This is a genomic window from Metamycoplasma phocicerebrale (genome assembly GCF_003383595.3).
Taxonomy (GTDB): Bacteria; Bacillota_I; Bacilli_A; order Mycoplasmatales; family Metamycoplasmataceae; genus Metamycoplasma; species Metamycoplasma phocicerebrale.
Genome location: NZ_CP033058.2, coordinates 696,159 through 715,704, shown reverse-complemented (window position 1 = coordinate 715,704; position 19,546 = coordinate 696,159). Strand labels below are relative to the sequence as shown.

The following is a 19,546-nucleotide window of genomic DNA, read 5'->3' as shown; positions in this document are numbered from 1 at the left end:
AATTTTATACAAAGCCTTAAAATTTCATTTTAATTATTAATACAAAAAGACATTTAGAATTTTGTTAATTAATATTCTTATTCTTAAATTAATCTAATTTACTATTAATTAAATTGTAGACTTTAATATGTTGTTTTTACTTTTTTAGTTATAATTAATAACTATAATGTAATTAACAAGGGGGAGTATTAAAATGTTGGATGTTTGTGGGATAAGCAAAATTTTTCCAGACAAAAAACTTTTTAGCAATATAAATTTAAAGTTTTTACCAGGAAATGTATATGGAATTATAGGTGCTAATGGAGTAGGAAAATCAACTTTTTTAAAAATATTAAGTGGGGAAATAGAAGCTTCTGAAGGGCAAATTATTAAGGATAAAAATGCTAGAATGAGTGTTTTAAGCCAAAATCATGACGAATACAATGATTATAATGTTACTGATGTTGTCATAATGGGCAATAAAGAGCTTTATCAAATTAATTTAGAAAAAAACAAAATTTATGAAAACCCAGAAGCTACAATGGAAGATTATGAAAAAGCAAGTGTATTAGAACAGCAATATGGAGAAATGGGTGGATGAAATGCTGAAAATGATGCACAAACACTTTTATCTAATTTAGGCATAGAATCAAGTAAATGAAATCTTAAAATGTCAGAATTAAAAGCTAACGAAAAAGTTAAAGTTTTATTAGCTAAGGCTCTATTTGGAAACCCCGATATTTTAATTATGGACGAACCTACAAATAGATTGGATCTAAGGACAATAAAATGATTAGAAAACTTTTTAATGGATTACCCAAATATAGTAATAGTTGTAAGTCACGATAGTGACTTTCTAGATGCTATTTGTACTCACATAATTGACATTGACTATTCTGAAGCCAAATTATTTGTCGGAAATTATTCGTTTTGAAAACAAACTAGTCAATTATTAATAGAAATGCAACAAAAAACCAATCTAAAAAAAGAGGAACAAGCACAGAAATTAAAAGAATTTATTGCTCGTTTTTCTGCCAATGCTTCAAAATCTAAACAAGCTACAAGCCGTAAAAAATTATTAGAAAAAATTGTCATAGATGAAATTAAACCTTCTTCCAGAAAATATCCATATATTAAATTTGATTTAAACCGACTTCCTGGAAAACAAATTTTAAGTGTCAAAAATTTAACATATATAAATGATGCTGGTGACATCCTTTTTGAGAATGTAAGTTTTAGTTTAAAACCTGGCGATAAAATGGTAATTATAGGAAATGATGACATTGCTAAAACTAGATTATTGGAAATTTTAATTGGCAAAAGAAAACCTACATCAGGTATTGTAGAATGAGGTATTACAATAACTCCTAATTATTTTCCTTCTAATAATTCTGAATATTTTCAAGAATCAAAATCAATAATAGATTGATTGAGTAAATGACCTTTAAATAATACAACTCAAGAAACAAAAGATAATAGCGACGCTAGAATGAGAGCATTTTTAGGAAGAATGCTATTTTCAAATGATAGTGTATTCAAAAATGTTAAAGTGACAAGCGGAGGAGAAAAAGTTCGCTTAATGATGTCAAAATTAATGTTGGAAGAAAGTAACTTTTTAATTTTTGATCAACCATTAGATCATTTAGATTCAGAATCAATAGATAGTTTAATTGAAGCAATAAAAAATTATAAAAGTTCTTGTATATTTACGACATATAATAGAGCAATGATAAAAGAATGCGCTAATGTGTTATTAGAAATTAAACCTAAAGAAAGCTATTTATTTTATGGTAATCTTGAAGAATATGAAGAGGCTATGGGATATTAATTAATACTAATTTTAATAAGATAATAAGAGACTTTGTTCTCTTTTTTTATTTATATTTTTTTACTATTTAAAAAAATCTATAAAATTAAAAGTATAAATATTAAAGGAGTAAAAATAAATGGAAAAAATGAAAGCTTTTGTTGTAGAAAGCCCTAAAAAATGAAGTATAAAGGAAATAAATATTCCTGAACCAAAATATAAAGAAGTATTAATTAAAATGGAAGCATCAGGAGTTTGCCACACTGATTTGCATGCTGCAAATAATGATTGATTAATAAAACCAAAATATCCTTTGACTCCAGGGCATGAAGGAATAGGAATAGTTGCAAAACTTGGAAAGGGATGCACTAGATTAAAAATAGGTGATAGGGTTGGATTGGCTTGATTACATGATGCTTGCGGACATTGTGAATATTGTTTAAAGGGGAGGGAAACTCTTTGCGAAAATCAAAATATGACTGCATACACAAAAGACGGTTCTTTCGCAGAATATGCTATAGGTCATGAAGATTTTGTAGCAATTATTCCAGAAAATTTAGACATTATTTCTGGAGCACCAATCATTTGTGCTGGTGTAACAACATACAAAGCAATTAAAAAAGCGAATTTAATTGCGAATCAATATTGCGCAGTTATTGGAATAGGTGGTTTAGGACAACTTGCTATTCAATATGCAAAGGCAATGGGATATAAACCAATCGGAATAGATATATCAAATGATAAAGTTGAATTAGCCCTTAAATCAGGCGCTATAAAAGCTTATAATTCTTTAGAAAATTCCAATTTTATTGAAGATATTATTAAATATACAAAAGGCGGTGTTCATGCTATCATTAATACCTCAGTAGCATCAAAGGCCGCTTATCAGGCTATGAATATTTTACGAAAAGGTGGCAGGCAAGTTCTTGTAGGTTTACCATCAAAGGATGAAAACGGTAAGGATGAATTTTCAATTTCTATTTTTAAAACCGTTTTAAATGAAAGAGAGATTGTGGGTTCTATTGTTGGAACTAGACAAGATCTTCAAGAAGCTCTATTATTTGCCGCTGAAGGAAAAGTAAAATCAGAAATAACAAAAATAATTAAATTAGAAGAAGTTTCAGAAATTTTTAAAAAACTTGAAAAAGGTGAGTTTGTAGGAAGAGCAGTAATAGATTTTAGAAAAAAATAAAAATGCCTTTATTTTAGGCATTTTTTAATTATTTGCTTCAATCTATTTCTATATAATCGTACTTTTTATCTTTGGTTTTTTTAGAAATAACTTTAAAAGTAATTTTGTTGTTTAAAGTAAATTTTGCGTTTTTACGCAATGTATGATTCATTTTAAATTCCAATCATTCTGAAAGAGTTTGATTTTTTTCTTTATCGCTTAATGTATATTCTTCTAAATAGTCTTCTAATTCCAATTGTTTTCACAAAGTTTTCATTAAAACTGTTCCCTTAGCTTCAGACCTTTCAAGGCTTATTTCATAAATTTGTTCGTCATCATCGTACTCGTCATATATTTCGCCAACAACTTCTTCAAGAATATCTTCAATAGTTATAATACCTATTGCCTTATCATCATTATTATTTTCTGTAACAAAAGCCATTTGTGCTCTTGCTTGACGCATTTTTTCAAGAGCTACTGATAATAAAGAATGTGCTGAAACATTAGGAACTGTCTTAACATAGTTCATAATATTGCCTCTGGATAAAAAGAAAATATCTTTTAATAAAATAATTCCTATAAGGTCGCCATCTTTTTCTACTGGAATTCTCGAATAATTTGTTTCTTTAAACATATTAAGAGTTTCTTTCATTGTTGATTTTCAATTAATATAATCAACATTTTTTAACTTAATGTAATGCTGTGAAACTTTTGTTGAATCTAAATCTAATACATTTTGAGCCATTATTGATTCATTAGTTTCTAAAACTCCTTCATCATGAGCTATATTTAATAAACTTTTTACTTCTTCTTCGGTGTTGGTAATATAAATTTTTTTACCAATTTTTGAAATAGGATAAGTAATTGGAATAAATAACCAATACAACATTTCAATAAATCAATAGTAAGCCCTCACAGTTTTTTCTGGTCTAGATTTGGCTAATAATTTAGGTATAATTTCAGCAAATAAAACTATTATTGGTGTCATAACAATAGTAGAAATTAAGGAAGCTAAACCTGTTTTTTCCGGACCAAAAGCATTTGTTAGTAAAAAAACTAACAATGTAGAGGCTCCAATATTAACTAAATTATTTGCAATTAATATTGTTCCTAAAGTTCTATTAAAAAATTGATGTTGTTTTAAAATAGCTTTAGCACCTCTTACTTTTTTTTCAACTAAAGTTTCTATTTTTGCTTTTGATAAAGAAGTATAAGCTGTTTCTGAGGCTGAAAAAATACCTGAACAAATTAATAAAAATAATAATAGTATTGAATAAATTACAGTTTGCCAAACAGGTGTTTGCGTAATAGTTACTGTTGTGCCTGAATCATAATTGATAGCGAGCGATACATCCATTTCTAAAATCTTCTCCATTCATATATGCTTATGCATAAAGTATTATTAATTATAAACTATAAAAATGTATTATATATAAAATATATTAGTTTTAAACTTTACTAAGTAGATTATAAAAACTAAAAAACAAAATAACATTTATTAAAAATTATTAATTTATAATAATTACATGTATAAATTTGAAGATGTAAAATTAGTAGAACTTCCAAACGAAGTTTTACGTAAGAAATCATTAGATGTTGAACTGCCACTATCGGAAGAAAATATTAATTTAATAGAAAAAATGATTTACCACGTTTCTGATAGCCAAAAAGCTAATACAAAATTTAGACCGGCTGTAGGTGTGGCAGCAGTTCAATATGGAATATTAAAAAAAATTTTTTATATTTTAATAACAGATAACGAAAACAACATAATTTTTAATGATGTTTTAATTAATGCTAAAATGCTAGGACATTCAGATCATAAAATAGCCTTATCAGAAGGTGAAGGTTGTCTAAGCGTTAATGAAAAACACCCTAAACAAGAAGGTTTTGTTCCTAGATATTCTAGAGTTATTGTTGAAGCATATTCTTATTTTGAAAAGAAAGTTAAAAGATATGAACTATCTGGCTACCCAGCAATAGTTTGTCAACATGAATACGATCACTTGCAAGGTAATTTATTTATTGATAGAATAAATCAAAAAAACCCTTGAAAAAAAGATAAGGATATGAATATTTTATAAAAAATTAATATTAAAAAATGTATAAGCACTATATGCTAAACCTCCCTAAGTTATTTCATTGTTTGATTCAACTTTCAGGATTTAATATACTGCTCATACATTTTATTTTTTTATTTTTTTAAATTTTAATGGCACTTCAAATTCTATATCTTCCAATATGGGTTGAATATAAATTCCATATTCCGTTCTATATTTACCTAATTTTTCAGTGTTAGTTGATAATGTTAAAAGTTTTGCTTTAAATAATAGGGTTGTTCCCGTTTTTCAATCTGAATTATCTATATTTTTTATTTGAATTTCTGAGCTAAAAACTAAAGGAGAAAACAAATTATTAGTATCCGTTACTATGTTGGGTAATAATCTCATTTTGTCAATTTTATCAATTATTTTAGGTTCAGTTAATAACCAACCAAGATTTAAATTATTATATTTATTTGATTTAAATTTATCATTAAAATCTTTAATAAATTTTTTAAATTCATTTTTATATTTATTAATTGTTTCTTCTGAAAATGGTTGATTTAGATCTACTGGTAAAAATAAATTATAAATTAGTTTATTTTTTAAATTGTTAATAAATTCTTTATTAAATTCCTTTTGTTTTTTTTCTATTGATGATTGATCAAATTTAATAGTTTCTTTTGTAGTTTTAATAGGAAAATTTTTTAAAACAAAAGATACAGATTTATTATTTGGAACTTTAAATGCTAAATCAATATACAAAGTTTTCTTAGATACTGTATCAATAATGAAATTATATGGTTCGATAAATCAATTTTTGGTATTGTTTTCAAAAGTAACATAATCCTTTAATATTTTTGATTTTGTGACTTCTTTGCTTTCATTAACTAACTTAGTTAGTATTTCTTCAGGTGTGCCTTCTAAACCTTTTTTATTAAATATATTTATGGAAATGCCATGTTTTGATTGGTTTAAATCTTCAAGAACTATTTTAGGCACACTATCATATCAGTAAGTTAATAAAAACTTTGGTCTATTAACAGATACACCTATTGCCGCACCCAAGACTGCCACTAATGCTGAGCTTGATAAAGTTCAGAATAATATTTTTCTAATTTTTTTCGCTCTAACAGTTTTTTGAGCAAAATCTTTGTGCTTTAATTTATCTTCATCACTAATTTCTTTGTTAATAGAATCTTCTCAATCAAAAATTGGTTTTTTATTTTTTTTAGAAGCCATTTTATTCACTATCCTTATTATTTAATTCTGGCATATTTGTATCTTCTTCTTCATCTAGCAAATTAAAGTTTTTAATAATCTCTTCGGAATCGTCATTTAAAGATGGTAATGTTTCAATTTCTATTTTTTTATCATGCTCATTTGTATTATCGGCTATTGAAGGATCAATCTTATTTTTTGCTAGTATTTCATCAAAATCTATTTCGGTAGTTTTTTCTATGTCTATATTATTGTTATTAGTTTCAAAGTCTTCATTATCATTACTTATAATAGTAAACTCTTCAGTATTTTTTGAAGAAGCTTCATTTTCATTTATATTTAAGTTTTCTCGGTCTTTATCTAAATCATCTGAAACTAAATTATCATGTTTTGTGTCTGTATCTTCATCTTCCATTTCAGCAAAATTCATTTCATCAGAATTTTGAATTTCTAATTTTAATTCAATTTTGGGTTCATTTTTTTTGAAATTATTAGGTTCTGATAACATATCAATATCATCAATTTCAGCTTTACGATTTTCACCTAAATTTTGTTCTTCATATAAATCAATTTCTTTAGAGACAGATTCTTGATCTTCTATATAATCAACTGGGTAATCGTCTATTTCGTCGTCTTCTTTTATTTCTTTATTTGTTAATTCTGTTTTAGGTTTTGCGTCATTATTTTTTGATATATCATTTTCCTTTGTAAAACTTTCTTTTAAATCAATATCTGAAATTGAATCTTCCATTTTATAAGAAACATCATTAATTGTTAATTTTTTAGCAGTGTTTTCTTTTTCTCTTCTAAATTCTGCATTAATAATACTTTCTTCATAAATTACTCTTTTTAAATAAGAAAATATTTTATTTTTATTTATAGGCCATTCAATTTCTGAAATATAAATAATTGGATACTCTTTTGATTCTAAAAACTTAATAGAATCTCTAAATATTAAATATTTTTGATAATCATTTTTATAACTAAAAATGTCTAATATAAAACCTTGAACCATTTTTTTGTTTAAATTATTAACCAAAACAATATCAATAGTTTTGGTTCCTACTGAATAATTAACTTCAAATTTAAAATCAGGTTTATCTATAATTAATTGTTTTAAACTATCTAAAACATCTACTTTAAATTTCAAATCTTCTGGAATAACGTTGATTTTAGTTGCTAAATAATCGTTTGTTTCATCTAAATAATTTTTTTGGCTTTCTAATGGTAAATCTAAAAATTTTAACCAATCTCTAAACATAATCATGTCTGTAGTTGATTTGTCACTAATTTCAATATCATCAGCATAAATTGATTTTACTACCATAACCTTTTCACGAGCTCTTGAAATAGCAACATTTAAAGCATTTTTTCCACCATTTCTAGCAACATATGTATTTTGTAAAGAAGTGTTTTTGTCATAAACAACTGACATAATAACTAAATCTGCTTCATCACCTTGAACATTTTCTATATTTTTAATAATTATTTTTTCATTCATTAAAGCCTCTTCTAAGGCTGGTTCTAAACCAAATATTTTATTCATTAAATAATCTTGTTGTTTAGAGTTAAATAAAAGAATAATAATTTTATTGTATATTTTAATATTTTCGCGCGCTAATTCAATTACTTTTAAACCTTCTGCTTCATTCATACTATTATCCCAAGTACCATCAACTTGTATAACTTCTATTGCTTTGTCTTTTGAAAGGGATAATTCATAATTATCTATAACATCTAGCTTTGATTCATAAAAATGTTTAGAAGAAAAAGTCATCAAAGTAGCTTTTTTTGAACGATAGTTTTTATCTAAAAGAACAGAGTAAACTCCTAAAACCATAGCATAATCTAACAACGATTTTATATTGCCAAAATCGTCTTCTTCATCAAAACTATAAGATGCTGAAAACCATCTTGTAGGTTGCATTTGTTGATTATCACCTGCTAATATTTTTCTTTTTGCTAAATACAAAATTGGTATTCCTTTTTCTAAGAATACTTGTGACGATTCATCTAATATTGCATAATCAAATTCTTCTTTTGATCACATAGATAAATCTAATTCTGGGGTTGTAACAATTATTGGAAATAAGAATTTAATCATTTCTTTATGTTTGTGAAAAAACTTATATGGTTTTAAACTGCCAATTCTAATTGCCATAGCAAAAGAAGTATATTGCCTTTTTTGTTCTTCAGTAAAATTATTAATTTTTTCAAATGTTTTTTCTAAAAGGATTTTTGTTAATTTTTTATCATCATTTAATTTTAGAGTTTTTGAAATTAATATTTTTTTGTATTGTTCTGAGAATTTAACAATTTCTTCATAACTAACCGAATTAACATATTTTAAGGCTTCATCAATATCAATTGTAAATAAAGATTCGTCTTGAAGAATTAAATCTGCCATTCTTTTTATTTCGCCTGGTACTATTGTAAAAATAGTACGTCTTTTGTTATAGTTTGCTTCATATAATGTGTTAATTAACTCTTTTCGATCTTTTGTAATTTTTGAAAGATTATATTTTAAACTAGGATCAAGCAATTTTAAACTTTCATAAGTTTGATTATTGAAGTTTCCATTCATAATGGCTGCATAAAAATTTATTATATTTGATAAATTTGGAGTTTGTTTTATTAAATTTACATTATCAACATAATTTTTATCTTCATCAGAAAAAACACTGAAACCTTCTTCCATCTCTGATTTTTGATAATTTTCAATTAAATATATAAATTCTCTTAATGGTTCATAAAAAGTTTCTAATCTTAAGTTTTTATCATTTAAAGCAAATAAACAAAAAATAGAAAGTTTTTTCATTCTGTTTTTTAAAACATCTAAGGCAGCTTTTTTCTGACTTACAACTAAAGCTGTATATCCTCTTGCAATTATATTTGTAATTAAATTTGAAATAGTTTGCGATTTACCTGTTCCTGGTGGACCTCAAATAATTGTATCTTGGTACAACGATGAAACTGTTGCTACGTCTTGTGAATAATTGGTTTCTTGGATTTTAAAAAGTTTAAAATTATCATCAAAAATAACTTTTTGCACTTTTTGACGATATACATTCTTGTTTACATTTGGTTGTAAAATCTTATCAAATTCGTCGTTTTCTATAATTTTCTTCATTTGATTTCATAAATAACCTGAAGAAACATTAAAGAATCCTAATACTATTCCCGAGTGAAATAATATTGAAGTATTTTTTATATTATCAACATTTAAATTTTTAATTCCTTGTTTTAATGTTTCAGGCATAGAAAATAAAGGAGATCATATTTTTTTAAAACGTTCAAAAACCTCTCTAATAGATAAACCTGTAAAGTCAAAAGAATCAACATTTAATGAAAAACCTTCTTGATTTAAAAAAGTCACTAATTTACTATTAACTCTTATATCTGAATTAGAACTAATATAAACTAACGAATTTCTTACTTCTACAAGTATTTCTTTAAAAAACAAAGGAGCATAAATAGTTTTGTTTTCTGTTTTTATTGAAATATAAAAAAATCCAATATGTAATGGTCAAATATTGGTTTCAATATTAATGTTTTGAGCTTTGTTTAAGATTTTTTTTCATTTAACAATGGATTTTTGAAATTCTGTTTCTTGCTGCGAAATAATTATATTTTTTGCTTTATCTAAATTAGAAGACAACATCTTAAATATGTTGTCATCTAATCTTTTGTTGTATTCCTTAAAAATATTTACTATTTCTGTTTTATTGCGAGCCTCACTTACTCTTTCAGCGATTGTTCTATTAGCTGCTTCTGCTAAAACACAGTTAATATTAAATTTGTTATAAATTTCATTGAATGTGTCTTCACCAAAATTTTTATAAACATCAAAATATCGTTCGTTATCAATTGCACTATATAATGATGAATCATATGTATCAATGTTTAAAAGATTAGCCATTAAACTTTGATACTTTGTGTTATTTGAATCCATCTATTTTACCTCGTTTATTAATTCTTCAACATGTTTAGCTGTATTACCTAAAACTAATGATACGCTACCACTTTGTAATGCTATGCCACTTACTCCATCTAATTTTTTTAACTCTAAAGAATTAACTTTTTGCTTATCAAAGAAAAAAACCTTAAGAATTTTTTGAGTGGATGATAATGATTTGATATTATCCTTACCACCTAGATTTTTCAATAAATCTTCTAAATCAAAACTTATTTTTGTTTCTTTTGATAAATAATCTTTTTGTTTTATTTGTCTATATTTTTTCTTTCAATATATTAATATAAAACCAAAAGTTATTATTATTAAAAAAAAGTATAAAAATTTATTCTTACTATTCATTAAATATACTCCTTTGATTTTTTAGTTCATTTTAAATTATATTTTAATTTATAATTAAAACTATAAAAAGAATTATATATTAATGTAATGTTTCTCTTTATTTTACATATTTGTATTTGTTTTAATAAATTTTCAATTTATTTTTAGAATAAAAGACATAGCTAATAAATTAAGGATTAATATTACTTAATATTAATAATTTAATTTTAAAAAAGTAATAAAATTTATAAAGACTTTATTTTAAAAATAAGGAGAAACTAATGAATAAAAAAAGAGTATTAAGTGGAATTACAGCTACTGGCAAATTAACATTAGCCAACTATATTGGTGCTATAAAAAATATGGTGAAGCTGCAAGAAGAATATGAAAGTTATATTTTTATTGCTGATTTGCATGCGCTAACATTACCTATTGATCCAAAAGTTTTAGAAGAAAATAGGAAAAATATATATGCATTATTTATGGCTTGTGGAATTGACACAAATAAAACAACATTATTTTTTCAATCTGATGTAATGGAACATGGATTAATGAATTGATTAATTTTGGTAAATACAACGATTGGAGAATTGTCTAGAATGACGCAATTTAAGGACAAGTCTTCAAAAGTTAAATCTGCTAATGGCATGGAAACTATACCAACAGGTTTACTAATGTACCCAACACTTATGGTAGGAGACATAATTTTATATGATGCAGATTTAGTTCCTGTAGGAATTGATCAAAAACAACATGTTGAGCTAACAAGAAATTTAGCTCAAAGATTAAATAATAAATTTAATTTAGATTTTAAAATTCCAGAACCTTATATACCTGAAATAGGCGCAAAAATAATGTCATTAGCTGAACCAACTAAAAAAATGTCAAAATCTGACATCAATGAAAAAGCTTCTATTTATTTATTAGATGATCCTGAAAAAGCTTATAAAAAAATATTAAAAGCGGTTACAGATTCAGAAGGAAAAATATATTTATCTGATGATAAGCCAGGAATTAAAAATTTATTAACAATTTATTCAGTGCTTAAAGATATTTCTTTGGAAGAAGCAGTTAAATATTTTGAAAAGAAAAATTATGGAGAATTAAAACAAGAAGTTGGGTTAATAGTTAAAAGCTTTTTAGAAAAAATTCAAACTAATTACAAAAAAACAATTTTAGAAGTTGAAAAAGAAGCAAAAAAAGGCGCTTTAGTTGCATCTAAAATTGCAAGCAACAATCTTAAAAAATTAATGAAGGGACTTGGACTAAACAATGAAAGCAAATAGTAAATTAAATCACTCTACTAGTCATTTATTAGCAGCAGCTATTTTAAAATTATATCCAAATACAAAACTTGCAATAGGCCCGGCTATAGAAGAAGGTTTTTATTATGATTTTGAATTTGAAAACCCAATTCTAGAATCTGACTTACCAAAAATTGAAAAAACAATGAAAAAAATGGCAGAGCAAGGATATGAAACAAAAAAAGTTGGAATAGAATTTTTTTGTTTTGATAATCAACCATATAAAAAAGAGCTTTATGATGAATTTTTAAAAGAAAAGAAAGAAATAACATTTTTTCAATTTATTCATCCTAAAACAAATGAAATCTTATTTACTGATTTATGTGCAGGTGGACATGTAGATGATACTAAAGAAATTAAACACTTTAAGTTATTATCAATAGCGGGAGCATATTGAAGAGGAAATTCTGATAATAAAATGTTAACTAGAATTTATGGTACTTCTTGAGAAACAAAAGAAGAACTAGATAAATACTTAAATATATTAGAAGAAAGAAAAGAAAGAGATCACCGTAAATTAGGAAAAGAATTGAATTTGTTTATGTTTAGTAATTTAAGTGGACAAGGATTTCCTATTTGATTAGAAGATGGTATGAAAATACATAATGCAATTAGAAATTATGTATTAAAATTGGATAAGAAATTTGGTTTTACTGAAGTTTTAACTCCTCATTTTGGTGAAAAAAAATTGTATGAAATTAGTGGACATTGATCACATTATCAAGATACTATGTTTAAACCAATTAAAATGGATAATGAAACTTTAGTTGCTAGACCAATGACATGTCCTCACCACATTATTTTATTTAATTCAACAAGACGCTCTTATCGTGATTTGCCAATAAGATATTCAGAGCAATCTAGATTGTATCGTTACGAAAAATCAGGTGCCCTAAGTGGATTAGAACGTGTTAGATCTATGGATTTAACTGAAGGCCATGTTTTTGTAAGACCAGATCAAATTAAAGATGAATTTAAACACTTATATAAAATGATTTTGAAGGCTTTAAAAGATTTTGATATTGAAATAGATCACGTTTCTTTGTCTTTAAGAGACCCAAAAGATGAAGAAAAATTCTTTAAAGATGATGAAATGTGAAATAAAGCTGAAGACGATTTAAGAAAAGTTTTAAAAGAATTAAATATAGAATACAAAGAATTTGTTGGTGAAGCTGCTTTTTATGGACCAAAAGTAGACTTTCAAGTTAGAACTGTTCTTAATAGAATTATTACAATGTCGACATTACAATTAGATTTTTTATTACCACAAAGATTTGATATGAAATTTGTAGATGATAATGAACAATTTCAAAGACCTGTATTAATTCATAGAGGTTTAATTGGAACTTATGAAAGATTTATAGCTACATTGTTAGAGCAAACAAAAGGGGTGTTACCTTATTGATTAAGTCCAAGACAAGTTACTATATTACCTATTAGTGATGACCAGAATGATTACTGCCAAAAATTATATGAAGAATTTTTAGATTTAGATATTAATGTTAATATTGATTTAAGAAAAGAAAGAATAAACAAAAAAATGCGAGAAGCACAAATTCAAAAAACTAAATTTATAATTGTTATTGGCAAACAAGAAATTGAAAACAACACATTGGCTGTAAGAGAATATGGTAGCGATCAAACTAAAATTTATAATAAAAAAGAATTTATTAATAAATTATTTGAACTAAAAAGAAATTTAAAATAAAAATTCGGTTTCCCGAATTTTTTTATATCTATATATTGACAAAATTAAATTTTGTTTGTTAAACGAAGTATTAATAAAATTAAGTTAACAATAATTAAAATTGACAAAATTGTAAAGAATGTTCAGAATAATCTTTTTTGTCTTCTTCTACCATATGCTGGGCTTGTGTGGTGAGCGCATGCTACTTGTTTTTTAAAACCTGAAATTACATATTCATGTGCTTTTGAAGTTTCACCATCATGTTCCAAGTGATATGTTACAACAACTTTTTCTCCACTTAATGGAGTTACTTTTTCAATTACTGTTGTATATTTTGATTTTGATTTAACATCCATTGCAAAAACTTGGTTTGCAGTTTTTTGAGACATGTTTTCAACATAAAATGTTGCTTTTGATGCTTCTGAATCTAAGCTAAATGGAGCTTTCTTTTCTACAACTTTTTTAGTTGTTGTTGTTGTTTTTTTAGGTGCTGGTTTTTCAACTAAATTTTCTTTTTCTATAAATGTTATAGCATCTTGATTCTTAACATTTTTAGCTTTAATTCTTTCAACAATTAAACGGGCTTTATCAATACCAACGCTTCCACGGTATGCACCATCACGGTGGAATCATACACGTGTTTCATTTTTTGTTTTTTCACTTACTCTGATGAATTCTGAAACTGCATCAGTAAATTCTAAAAAGTTACCTGAAATTTTTTGGTTAGCTTTTTTAAAATTAAATGTTACATTTCTTTCTTTATCAAATTTTTCAGAGATGTAGTATTTTTCTAATGTGCTTTTTGCCATTTTTTTCTCCTAATTTGAATAATATTTTTTTATTCAGTATTTATACGTATACATTAATAATTTTAGATTAATAAAACTTTTTTTTATTAAAAAGAACAATAAAAAACGTATTTTTTACTAAATTCAATGTTTTTTAATCAATTTATACAAAAATACGCATAATTTTCAATGTTTTTCAATGTATAAGCAATATGTATTCAATGTCTTATCAATATATTAAAAAACATTGAATTACACTCTTTTTAGCTTTAATAATTTAATTATTTGTTGAACATTTTCGGCACTTAAAACCGGTTTCAAATTTTTCTTAATATCTATAAAAAATTCATAAAAATTTTCTAATGAAGTATATGATAAATGAGAAGGGACATTATCTATATCAAAATTATTAATATTATTAAAAGAAAGAATACCAATAACAGGTAAATTTTTAGGTAACATAGGAAGAAAATCTTGAATATTTTTATTTAACTTTCAGAATGGGTTATAAATATAATATTTAGCTTTTTCTTTAAAAATAAATCATTCCCTACTATTAAAACTTCCTTGTATGCTTTTGCCTTTATAACCAAACTCATTAATAACAAATAAACCATAACTATTAACTAGTATAGGCCCAGATTCAAAATTTTTAAAATTAAATGAATAAATTCCTTCCATCAGATAATCACAATTAGATACTATTTTTGAAATTTTAGACATTTCTGTTTCCAAATTAAGAAACTCTATTTCTCCTGTCTCTTCAAATTTTTTAAGTTTTTTGTTTTTGACTTTTTTTACAATAAGCAAAGCACTAACTAATATTAAAATAATACTAGATATCGCACTCACACAAATTATTGCAATTAATTGTGGTTCCATTTTATTCTCCTTATAAAATTTTAATCAATAATAAAATTATTTAATTTATAAATGCTTTCTTTATAATCGGGTATAAATTTTTTTACTATTTCTCAAAATCCTTTACTATGGTTATGTTCAATTTTGTGAGCTACTTCATGATAGGCTACATACTTTATTAATTTTTCTGAAAAATGCATAAGATCAGCATTAATGTTAATTGTATTAGAAAAAGTATTTATTGTTGCTCAAGTTAGCTTTTTTCTTTTAATTGTATAACTAAATTCTATTTTTTTGTTTAAGATAAGCAAACTAGCCTCGCTAGCATACTTACTAAAAATAGATAATAATATTTTTTTCATGTGATTCTCTATAAGCGAAATGACTTTGTCATTATTATTTTTATAAGGTTTGTTTATTTTGTCAATTAAATTACCTTTATTATCATAAATCCAAATTAAAGTATCATTAAAATCGAAATTAACTTTTTTTCCAAAATAACATAAGGTTTTTGTAATTAAATTAATTTCAATAATTTCTTTTTTGTTTGAAATTTTATTTTTTGATTCTTTTTTCAGTTGTTTTTTAATTGAATTAATTAAAAAAGTTTCAAATTTAGGACCAAATAAATTGTATACTGCTCCCCTCAAACTAAAAACGCCATTATCATAAGTTAAATAAACATTTTTAGCTTTTGTATAAAAAACTTGTATTTCATATTCCTTGTCATTTACAAATCTTCTAATTAAATCATCATACTTTTTCATATTTATTAATTTTATTGAATTAATTTAATAATACTAATAAAAAATAAAGTATTATTATGCTTATAGTTATATATTCATCAAAAATTGGATAAAAATAAAAAAAAATACTTTTTTTATGTAAAATTATGTATGCTAATTAATTTTTAGCAAGAAAGGCAACAAAATGGCAAACATTAAATCAAAACAAAAAGCAATATTATCTAACGCAAAAGCAAACGCACGTAACTCAGCTATCAAGTCAACAGTTAAAACAGCAATTAAAAAAGCTAAATTAGCTGCTCAATCAAAAGATGAAAAAGCTGCTGAATTAGTTGCTAAAGCACACCACGAAATTGATAAAGCTGTTTCAAAAGGTGTTTTACACCAAAATAATGGTGCAAGAAAAGCTAGCCGTTTAGATGCATTTATTGCTAAAGAAAATAATTAATTTCCTACAACTAAAAAATTAATATAAGCTAAATATAATAAAAACTCAGAAATTATTAATCTGAGTTTTTATTTTTTTTCAAATCTTCATATTTGTTAACTTTTATATGTTTTGGTTTTTTAATTCAAAAAACTAATGAAAACTCTCCTTTTAAATTTTCTTTATTTAACATTTTTTTAATTTCTAAGGGTTTCCCCGAAAATTCTTGCTCATGTAATTTAGTTAATTCTTTGCATAAATATAATTCAATATTATTATCAAAAACTACTATAAAATCATCCAATGTGGTTAATAGTTTATAAGGCGATACATATGCTACATAAATACCTTCAGATAAACTTTTAAGTTGGTTTTGTCTTTCGCCACTTTTATCTTTTAAAAATCCTAAAAAACTAAAAGTTGAACCAAAATTAGATTTTATAAAAGCATGGCTAAAAGCCGTTGGTCCTCCTATAATATCTATAAAAATCCCTTCTTTTTTAGCTTCGGTTATTAAATTAAAGCCAGGGTCCGAAATGCAAGGCATTCCAGCATCAGAGATTAAGGACACATTATTTCCTTTTATTATTAAATCAATTACTTTTTTAGCTAATTGCTTTTCATTAAATTTATGATAAGAAATTAATTGCTTATTTAATATATCATAATGTTTTAAAAGCTTTTGACTCACTCTTATATCTTCACATAAAATAATATTTGATTCTTTTAATGTTCTAATTGCTCTATAAGTAATATCTTCTAAATTGCCTATTGGTGTGCCTACAATTGAGATTTTATATGCCATAATATTTCTCCAACATTAACAATAAATTACCTTTTTGCAAATTAAAATTTGAGGCTTTTTTGAAATTGTCTTTTGTTTCTTTAATTAATTTAATTATTTTATATATAGGTACATAGTCAAATGCTTCTTCAGAAATTTTTTTGTTTTCCAAAACATTTTTAGCCTTTAAACCTTTTTTGATTGAATAAATATCATTAAAGGCTAAATTTAAAAAATTAAGTATTATTTCTTTATTATTATAGTCCAATGATTTTACTATCAATTTTAATAGTAATGAAGGATTTTTATAAGATTGTGCTATAGCTTCAGAATATTCATCAAACAAACTTACTAATTCTTCATTATATTCACTATTGGTTTCAATAAAATAATTGTGATAAGGCTTATATTCTTCTATTGATTTCTTAAAAGATTCATTAATTTCAATAATAAAAGCTCTAGATTTAATTGTTTTTAAAACTTGAGATATATAATTGCAAGTCATAAAAACAATAGTATTATATGGAGGGTTTTCTAAAAACTTTAATAGGCTATTTAAAGATTGCGCCGTTCCATTTTCTACATTATTTATTATTAATATTTTTTTCTTAATAGGGTCTAATATTGAAGTCTCTGAAACATCAGACATAGACTTTAATACATTTTCCTTATTTATTACACTATCCTCAGAACCGATTCAAAAATATAATTCTCCAAATTGAATATCATTAATTGAAGAATTATTTTCTTTGTTAACAGAATTTATAAAATATAAAATATATTCATCAAAAGATGTTTGCTCTTTTGATGCAATTAAATATACTTGGCTTAATTTATTTTCATTAATTGAATTATTTATAATTTTTTTATAAACATTTGAAATCATTATAAGACTTCTTCTTCTTTTAAAATTTTAATAACTTTTTCAAATAATTCTATTATTGAACAATTAGCATCCACTATTCTATATTTCTTAGGATTTTTTTGTATTACTTGTTTATAAGCTTTTCTTAAAGATACATAATAATCAATATCTGAAGTTTCTAAACGATCCATGCCTTCACGCATTTTAGTAATTCTTTCCACTGAAATAGCTGGCTCTAAATCAAAAAATAATATTAAATCTGGTTCAGTATTGCTAGTTGCTATTTTATTTATTGTTTCTACATTATTTAAACCAGCATCACCAAGAACTCCTTGATAAACATATGATGAAGTAGTATATCTATCTGTAATTACATGTTTGTTTTGCTCTAAAGCTGGCCATATTCCTTTTTCTAAATTTAATCTTCTACTTGTGGCAAATAATAAAGCATCAACCATCGAACTAAAAGAATTTTCATTATCTAATATCAGTTTACGTATTTTTTCTGCTTCTTTTGAAAAAGCAGACCCTGGTTCTCTTGTGAAAACAAAATTATCAATTATTTTCTTTGTTATTAATTCATTTTTTAACATTGAAATAATTGTTGATTTTCCAGAACCATCCATGCCTTCAATGGCTATAAATTTAGCTTTTTTCATATATTTTCTCCACTTTTTTAGATTTAATTTATTTTTTTCTTGTTTATAATAGATTGTTTTAATGTTATAGGGTCAACTACTTCTATTGACATGCCAAAAGGTATTCCAATAGATAATTGATAAACGTTGTTATATTTGACTTCATCTCTTAATTTCTTTTCAATATAACGCATAGTTACTTGACCATTAAAGTCTGAATTAAGAGCCAAAATTATTTCATCAAATTTACCACATAATGAAAATAATTTACTTATTTTTTTATCTATATCCAAATTAGGCTGTTTTAAATTAATTATGTCACTAAAAACAAAATACTTACCTTTTGGAATATCTAATGATTCAAATTTGCTTATATCTTGATTGTTTGAAACTACATATAATTTTTTTTGTCTAGTTTTATCTAAACATATATCACAAATTTCTTTATTAGAATAAGCTAAACATTGTTTGCATTTGGTAGTTTCTTTTTGCAATGATATTATTTCTTCAAATAGTTTTTTAGAAAATTCTATATCATTTTCGAGAAAAAAATTAATTATTTTATTAGCTTGTTTACTAGAAATTCCTGGTATTTTTTTTAACAAAATAATTATTTCTTGAATTTTTTTATCCATTAAAATGGCATTCCACTATTTGAAAACTTTTCAGAAATCTTATCATAGGCTTTTTGAACTTTATCAATAGCCTCATTTACTGCTAACATTACCAAATCTTGAACTAATTCAGGATCTTCTGGATCAATTAAGGCTTCATTAATAGTAATTTTAGTAATTTTTCTATCTCCATTCATTGTAACTGTTATACCTTGTTTTTCAACAACAAATTCTGTGTTAGCAACAACTTGCTCTTCTTTTTCCATTTCGCCTTGAATTCTTTTAGCGTTTTTTAACATTTCATTTATATTCATATAT

At 24.7% G+C, this 19,546-nt stretch carries 18 protein-coding genes; 6 read left to right on the top strand and 12 right to left on the bottom strand.

Going from position 1 to position 19,546, the window contains the following annotated elements; translation table 4 throughout:
* Positions 1-193 precede the first annotated feature (193 nt).
* The gene (locus DMC14_RS03130; protein ID WP_137412676.1) at positions 194-1,807 is read left to right on the top strand and encodes an ABC-F family ATP-binding cassette domain-containing protein; all 1,614 of its coding nucleotides are present in this window, start codon (positions 194-196) and stop codon (positions 1,805-1,807) included.
* A gap of 127 nt (positions 1,808-1,934) precedes the next feature.
* Positions 1,935-2,978, top strand: coding sequence for an alcohol dehydrogenase AdhP (gene adhP / locus DMC14_RS03125; RefSeq protein WP_116171808.1), 1,044 nt, complete (start codon positions 1,935-1,937; stop codon positions 2,976-2,978).
* A gap of 28 nt (positions 2,979-3,006) precedes the next feature.
* Here the strand turns inward: adhP and DMC14_RS03120 are convergent, their stop codons facing one another.
* Entirely contained in the window at positions 3,007-4,332 is a 1,326-nt protein-coding gene (locus DMC14_RS03120; protein WP_277870934.1) for a hemolysin family protein, read from the bottom strand.
* Positions 4,333-4,483: 151 nt separating this feature from the next.
* On the opposite strand from DMC14_RS03120, the gene def reads away from it, so the two are divergent.
* Positions 4,484-5,041, top strand: a complete 558-nt coding sequence (def, locus tag DMC14_RS03115) for a peptide deformylase (RefSeq protein WP_116171764.1) — start codon at positions 4,484-4,486, stop codon at positions 5,039-5,041.
* Positions 5,042-5,143: 102 nt separating this feature from the next.
* On the opposite strand, the gene DMC14_RS06565 is transcribed toward def, so the two are convergent.
* The 3 genes from DMC14_RS06565 to DMC14_RS06555 are packed head-to-tail and all read right to left on the bottom strand — an operon-like array spanning position 5,144 to position 10,535.
* Positions 5,144-6,241, bottom strand: coding sequence for a hypothetical protein (locus DMC14_RS06565; RefSeq protein WP_116171763.1), 1,098 nt, complete (start codon positions 6,239-6,241; stop codon positions 5,144-5,146).
* A 1-nt stretch (position 6,242) separates the two neighbouring features.
* Positions 6,243-10,172 carry a DEAD/DEAH box helicase gene (locus DMC14_RS06560; RefSeq protein ID WP_116171762.1) on the bottom strand — a complete coding sequence of 1,310 codons (3,930 nt, stop codon included), beginning with the start codon at positions 10,170-10,172 and terminating at the stop codon, positions 6,243-6,245.
* Positions 10,173-10,535 carry a PTS sugar transporter subunit IIB gene (locus tag DMC14_RS06555; RefSeq protein WP_116171761.1) on the bottom strand — a complete coding sequence of 121 codons (363 nt, stop codon included), beginning with the start codon at positions 10,533-10,535 and terminating at the stop codon, positions 10,173-10,175.
* Positions 10,536-10,795: 260 nt separating this feature from the next.
* Between DMC14_RS06555 and trpS the strand changes: the two genes are divergently transcribed.
* A complete protein-coding gene (gene trpS / locus DMC14_RS03095) occupies positions 10,796-11,800 on the top strand; it encodes a tryptophan--tRNA ligase (protein ID WP_116171760.1) in 1,005 nt (334 codons plus the stop codon).
* The gene (gene thrS, locus DMC14_RS03090) at positions 11,787-13,526 is read left to right on the top strand and encodes a threonine--tRNA ligase (protein WP_116171759.1); all 1,740 of its coding nucleotides are present in this window, start codon (positions 11,787-11,789) and stop codon (positions 13,524-13,526) included. Before trpS ends, thrS begins: the two co-directional genes overlap by 14 nt.
* Positions 13,527-13,570: 44 nt before the next feature.
* On the opposite strand, the gene DMC14_RS06550 is transcribed toward thrS, so the two are convergent.
* The 3 genes from DMC14_RS06550 to DMC14_RS03075 form a co-directional block, all read right to left on the bottom strand.
* The gene (locus DMC14_RS06550) at positions 13,571-14,314 is read right to left on the bottom strand and encodes a hypothetical protein (protein WP_116171758.1); all 744 of its coding nucleotides are present in this window, start codon (positions 14,312-14,314) and stop codon (positions 13,571-13,573) included.
* Positions 14,315-14,545: 231 nt separating this feature from the next.
* Positions 14,546-15,175, bottom strand: coding sequence for a hypothetical protein (locus DMC14_RS06545; protein ID WP_116171757.1), 630 nt, complete (start codon positions 15,173-15,175; stop codon positions 14,546-14,548).
* 20 nt (positions 15,176-15,195) lie between these two features.
* Positions 15,196-15,921, bottom strand: coding sequence for a M48 metallopeptidase family protein (locus tag DMC14_RS03075; protein WP_116171756.1), 726 nt, complete (start codon positions 15,919-15,921; stop codon positions 15,196-15,198).
* Positions 15,922-16,084: 163 nt separating this feature from the next.
* Between DMC14_RS03075 and rpsT the strand changes: the two genes are divergently transcribed.
* Positions 16,085-16,348, top strand: coding sequence for a 30S ribosomal protein S20 (gene rpsT, locus DMC14_RS03070; RefSeq protein ID WP_116171755.1), 264 nt, complete (start codon positions 16,085-16,087; stop codon positions 16,346-16,348).
* Positions 16,349-16,403: 55 nt separating this feature from the next.
* Here rpsT and rsmI read toward each other — a convergent pair whose 3' ends face one another.
* The 5 genes from rsmI to DMC14_RS03045 are packed head-to-tail and all read right to left on the bottom strand — an operon-like array spanning position 16,404 to position 19,542.
* On the bottom strand, positions 16,404-17,132 hold the full coding sequence (gene rsmI / locus DMC14_RS03065; protein ID WP_116171754.1) for a 16S rRNA (cytidine(1402)-2'-O)-methyltransferase: 729 nt from the start codon (positions 17,130-17,132) through the stop codon (positions 16,404-16,406).
* Positions 17,122-17,997 carry a DNA polymerase III gene (locus DMC14_RS03060; RefSeq protein WP_116171753.1) on the bottom strand — a complete coding sequence of 292 codons (876 nt, stop codon included), beginning with the start codon at positions 17,995-17,997 and terminating at the stop codon, positions 17,122-17,124. Before DMC14_RS03060 ends, rsmI begins: the two co-directional genes overlap by 11 nt.
* Positions 17,997-18,635: a dTMP kinase gene (tmk, locus tag DMC14_RS03055; protein WP_116171752.1), complete on the bottom strand. Its 639-nt coding sequence runs from the start codon at positions 18,633-18,635 to the stop codon at positions 17,997-17,999. The genes DMC14_RS03060 and tmk overlap by 1 nt, the downstream gene beginning before the upstream one ends.
* Before the next feature lie 23 nt (positions 18,636-18,658).
* Positions 18,659-19,249: a toprim domain-containing protein gene (locus DMC14_RS03050; protein ID WP_116171751.1), complete on the bottom strand. Its 591-nt coding sequence runs from the start codon at positions 19,247-19,249 to the stop codon at positions 18,659-18,661.
* On the bottom strand, positions 19,249-19,542 hold the full coding sequence (locus DMC14_RS03045) for a YbaB/EbfC family nucleoid-associated protein (RefSeq protein ID WP_116171750.1): 294 nt from the start codon (positions 19,540-19,542) through the stop codon (positions 19,249-19,251). Before DMC14_RS03045 ends, DMC14_RS03050 begins: the two co-directional genes overlap by 1 nt.
* Positions 19,543-19,546: the final 4 nt, after the last annotated feature.